Consider the following 5059-nt stretch of genomic DNA (forward strand, 5'->3'; position numbering starts at 1 on the left):
GACGCTCGGTGGACTGTGCCTGGTCTCGCTCGACAACAACACGGCGATTCCGATGCTCTTGGCCGCTTACCTGTTCCTCGGTATCGGATTCGGGTTCTCGAATGCCCCGATCACCAACACCGCCGTCAACGGGTTGCCGAGATCGCAGGCGGGGCTTGCTGGTGGAATAACCTCCAGTGCACGCCAATTCGGTGCTGCTCTCGGTGTTGCGCTGGCCGGTGGCATCATCGGCGGCAGTGCATCGGTGGATGTCGCGCAGGCATCGAGGTCGGGATGGATCCTGGTTGCCGGATGTGGGATCGCGGTCCTGGTGATTGCACTCGCATCTCGGAATTCCGAGGAACTCCCCGGCTGATCACCTCGCGTGTTCGTGGGAGCTTCACCCTGCGCGGGTGATTCCAAGCGCGTGCCCAACCGATACAGATGATGGGGTATCAGATCGTCGTATCCGAGCGGGGAGTGCCATGTGCCAGACACCGAAGGACGCAACACCGGCCACAGTCACGGCGAATCGCGAGGCAGTCGCACGGTATGCCATGGACGACCGGCAGGATTTTGCCGACGCGGATCGAGGGTTGATCGCTCCGTTGCCGGGCAAGGTTGTCGCCGATGACGGGCATACGGTCTTCGATCCTGATGCGATGGCATACCTCGGTGACGATGTTGCCGCGCCGGAGACAGTCAATCCGAGCCTGTGGCGTCAAGGACAACTGATGCGCCGAGGTGGTCTGTATCAGGTGACGGATCGCCTTTACCAGGTACGGAACAACGACCTGGCAAATTTGACGGTTGTCGAAGGTGGCGAGGGACTGATCGTCATCGACTGTATGGCGGGGGTCGAATCGGCGCGCCAGGGTATGAAGATGATTCGTGAGCACGTCAGCGACAAGCCAGTTTCGGCGATCATCTACACGCACACCCACATCGACCACTACGGCGGAGTCAAAGGGATCGTCGATCTGGACGACGTGACGTCCGGGCGAGTTCCGATCATCGCACCGGGCACGATCGCGTCGTTCGACAAGTTCGCGATCGGGGAAAACGTCGTCGCCGGAAATGCCATGGCGAGACGGTCCTTCTACGCCTTCGGTGGATTGCTCGATCTCGATGCCAAAGGGATGGTTACCTGCGGCATCGGCACGATCAGCACGAAAGGTCCACTTGTCTCGTATATTTCCCCCACTGACAGCATCACGGAGACCGGAACGAAGCGTGAGATAGCCGGTCTGGAATTCGAGTTCCTCTACGCGCCGGATACCGAGGCCCCGGAGGAAATGCACATCTGGATCCCCGAACTCGCCGCGCTGACCTGTGCGGAGAATGCCAATCATTCGCTCCACAACATCCAGACCTTAAGAGGTGCGCGCACTCGCGACGCTCGGAACTTCGCGCGGTATCTGGACGAGACTCTCGAGCGGTGGGGAGACGACGCGGCTGTTCACTACGGACCGCACACGTGGCCGGTGTGGGGAAACGAGAACCTGGTGCCGTTCATCGAATCGCAAAGGGACACTTACAAGTACATTCACGACCAGGCACTCCGTCTCGCGAACAAGGGGTACACGCCGCTCGAAGCTGCCGAGGTGATCGAACTACCGGACGAACTCGGGCACAAGTGGTACAACCGCGGATATCACGGCACTCTGCACCACGACGTTCGCGCCGTGTACACCAAGGAACTGGGAATGTGGGACGGCGATCCGGTGTCGCTTCATCCTCATCCGCCGGTCGAATCGGCGAAGAGGTTCGTCGATCTCCTTGGCGCGCAGAAGATCCTGGACGAGGCCAAGCGGGCATTCGACGCCGCGGACTACCGATGGGCGGCAGAGATCCTGCACAAGTTGGTGTTCGCGCAACCGGAGAACACCGAAGCGAGGAACCTGCAAGCCGACGTCTACGAGCAGATGGGCTATCAAGCCGAGGGGCCGCAGTGGCGTGGGATCTATCTCTCGGCCGCCCTGGAGCTCCGTGAAGGCGCCCAGCCCGCCCCGTATGTCACCGCGAGCCAGGACAGTGTCCTCGCGATGCCCATCGACATCCTCTTCGACTTCGTCGCAATACATCTCATCGGCGACAAGGCCACCGACGCGGAACTGCGGATCGATTTCGTGTTCACCGATCGCGGCGACGAGGCATGGACTGCGTGGGTCAAGCGCGGCGTCCTCAACGCACGTAAGGGCGCGTCACCGAACACACAACTGACGGTCTCGGGCCCGAAAGCGGCACTCGTGGGAGCGCTTCTGCAACCGGGCGCGGCCGCCGAACTGGCCAAGGCCGGGAAGATTTCGCTCGACGGAGACGAATCAGCGTTCGAGACGCTGGGAGGGTTGCTCGATACCTTCGATCCCAGTTTCAATATCGTCACGCCGTAACGAAGGGATAGTTTTCGATGTGTACACGCTTGGTTTACTTGGGGCCCAACGGCACTGTGATCACTGCTCGATCGATGGATTGGAAGGTCGACCTCGGAACAAACCTCTGGGCATTCCCGCGCGGCATGACCAGAGAGGGCTGTGCAGGTCCGAACTCGATACAGTGGACGTCGAAATACGGAAGTGTTGTCGCGACGGCCTACGACATGTGCACGACCGACGGGGTCAACGAGGCTGGGCTGTCTGCCAATCTTTTGTGGTTGGTCGAGTCCGAGTACCCGACGTATGACGGTTCGACCCCGGGATTGTCGATCGCGGCGTGGGCGCAATACGTCCTGGATCGCTTTGCGACAGTTCAGGAAGCGGTCGAAGTTCTCGCGTCGGAACCGTTCACGGTAGTGACCGCTGCCGTTCCCGGCGAAGACCGCCTCGCAACGCTGCACATGTCGCTCTCGGACGCCGGGGGAGACAGCGCGATCATCGAGTACGTCGGTGGACGCCCGACGATTCATCACAGCCGTGAGTACCAGGTGATGACCAATTCGCCGATCTTCGATCAGCAACTCGCCGTCAACGAGTACTGGAAGCAGATCAACGGGACCGTCATGCTGCCCGGAACAAACCGTGCCGCTGACAGATTCGCTCGGGCGTCGTTCTATGTCGATGCGATACCGCAGACGGACGATCCGCGGGCGGCGTTGGCGTCCACCTTCAGTGTTATTCGGAATGTGTCGGTGCCCCTGGGAATTTCGACTCCCGATGAGCCCAACATCTCATCGACCCGTTGGCGCACCGTCGTCGATCACAAACGCACGCTCTATTTCTTCGAGTCGGCGATGACGCCCAATACCTTCTGGGTGGACGTGGCGTCGATGGATCTCGCGGAAGGGACACCCGTCCGAAAGCTCGGACTCGGACCGAACGAGAGCACCGTCTATTCCGGTGACTCCACTGACCAGTTCGAACGGGCGGAGGCATTCACGTTCGCGGGAGCATAAGGCTTCCGGGCGTAGCAAAAATCCAATCGTGAAACTTCTTGACATTTCTACTCCGTTCAGATGAAACTTTGTTGCATATTCGGGTTTCGTCAACGGAGGACGGCATGGGCATCACAGTGCAGACACGGAACGATGGTGCGCAGCTCAAACGGCGCAGGGCGCTCGTCGCCGGCTCCGTCGGAAATTTCATCGAGTGGTACGAGTTCGGTGTGTACGGGTTCTTCGCGACAATCATCGCGTCGAACTTCTTCAGCGCCGACGGCTCCGGCGACCTCGAAAGCCTGATCAAGACCTACGCGTCGTTTGCGCTGGCCTTCTTCTTCCGCCCAGTGGGGGCCGCGCTGTTCGGTCGACTCGGTGACCGCATCGGCCGACGCCCCACCTTGGTGATCGTTCTTCTGCTGATGTCGGGTGCGACGACCCTGATCGGTGTGCTCCCCACCTACGAGAGCGTCGGAATTCTGGCACCGCTGCTCTTGACGGTTCTTCGGATCCTCCAGGGACTGTCGGCCGGAGGCGAGTTCGGCGGCGCGGTGTCGGTGATGACCGAGTTCGCGCCCCCGGGACGACGCGGACTGTACGGGTCGTGGCAATCGTTCACGGTCGCGCTCGGATTGCTCGCCGGTGCCGGAATCGCGGCGCTCCTCGCGACAGTTCTCGACTCCGGTCAGCTCAACGACTGGGGCTGGCGCATCCCGTTCCTCCTTGCACTTCCGATGGGCCTGGTCGCCCTGTGGCTCAGGCTCCGACTCGAAGAAACGCCGTCGTTCGAGCGTGCCCGATCAGTCCAGTCCGAACCGACAGCTGATGAAGCGGCGCCTGTAGTGCAGCCGACTGTCGGAGAGACAGCCAAGGCGATTCTGCTCGGAATCGGGCGGTTGATGGGGTGGTCTGCTGCTGGTTACACGTTCCTCGTCGTGATGCCGACTTATCTTCAGAGTTCACTCAACGCGACTTTCCATCAGGCACTTGTTGCTTCCGTGCTAGCCAATGCGGGCTTCGCGGTGACCATTCCGATCGCGGGTGGACTCAGCGATCGCATCGGACGACGCGCGGTCATGCTCACCGGCACCGTGATAATTCTGGTCTTGGCTCTGCCGCTGCTCAACGTCCTGCAGAATGAGCAGACGTCTCTGACAGCCAAGGGATTTGCAGTGTTTGCCGCCGGCGCCGCAGTGGGACTTGTTGCCGGACCAGGACCCGCCATGCTCTCCGAGATGTTCCCCACCTCGGTCCGGTACACCGGATTGGGACTCGCATACTCCCTGTCCAACGCGGTCTTTTCGGGCTGCGCCGGTCTGATCATCACGTGGTTGATCAAGGAAACGTCCAATCTCGATATTCCGGCCTACTTCGTGATGGCAACGTGCGCCGTCAGCGCGATCGCCTTGAGTACCTTGCGAGGGAATGCCCACAAGCGGGCACTCGTCGACTGACCGCAGTTCTTCCGAATGCCGAAACGATGCGAGTAAGGGATATTTCATGAGAGTCATCGGTCTGATGTCCGGTACTTCGTACGACGCTATCGATGCTGCCGCAGCAGACATCCGGATCGACGGGGACACTCTTGTGCTCACCCCACTGGGCATGGTCAGCGAACCGTATTCCGGTGAGTTGCGGGCTGCGGTGGCGGCTGCGGTACCGCCGGCGTCCACCACTGTCGGTCAGATCTGCCAACTCGACACCGAG

Annotated in this window: 4 protein-coding genes and 1 pseudogene; all 5 read left to right on the plus strand. The window is 60.8% G+C overall.

Features of this window, described 5'->3' with window-relative positions:
• Positions 1–355, plus strand: a pseudogene (locus tag A2J01_RS30435) (MFS transporter); the annotation flags it as partial.
• 109 nt (positions 356–464) lie between these two features.
• A complete protein-coding gene (locus A2J01_RS30440; protein WP_064114225.1) occupies positions 465–2372 on the plus strand; it encodes an alkyl/aryl-sulfatase in 1908 nt (635 codons plus the stop codon).
• A gap of 17 nt (positions 2373–2389) precedes the next feature.
• Positions 2390–3370: a linear amide C-N hydrolase gene (locus A2J01_RS30445; RefSeq protein WP_064114226.1), complete on the plus strand. Its 981-nt coding sequence runs from the start codon at positions 2390–2392 to the stop codon at positions 3368–3370.
• Between the two features lie 104 nt (positions 3371–3474).
• Entirely contained in the window at positions 3475–4806 is a 1332-nt protein-coding gene (locus A2J01_RS30450; protein WP_064114227.1) for an MFS transporter, read from the plus strand.
• Positions 4807–4852: 46 nt separating this feature from the next.
• On the plus strand, positions 4853–5059 hold a 207-nt coding region (locus A2J01_RS30455), incomplete at its 3' end, for an anhydro-N-acetylmuramic acid kinase (RefSeq protein ID WP_197494337.1).

The organism is Rhodococcus sp. EPR-134 (genome assembly GCF_001647205.1).
In the GTDB taxonomy this organism is placed as follows: Bacteria; Actinomycetota; Actinomycetes; order Mycobacteriales; family Mycobacteriaceae; genus Rhodococcus_F; species Rhodococcus_F qingshengii.

Bases quoted from the DNA above. Each gene is read 5' to 3' on its own strand.
- A2J01_RS30440 (WP_064114225.1), top strand. From the start codon at position 465: ATGTGCCAGACACCGAAGGACGCAACACCGGCCACAGTCACGGCGAAT.
- A2J01_RS30445 (WP_064114226.1), top strand. From the start codon at position 2,390: ATGTGTACACGCTTGGTTTACTTGGGGCCCAACGGCACTGTGATCACT.
- A2J01_RS30450 (WP_064114227.1), top strand. From the start codon at position 3,475: ATGGGCATCACAGTGCAGACACGGAACGATGGTGCGCAGCTCAAACGG.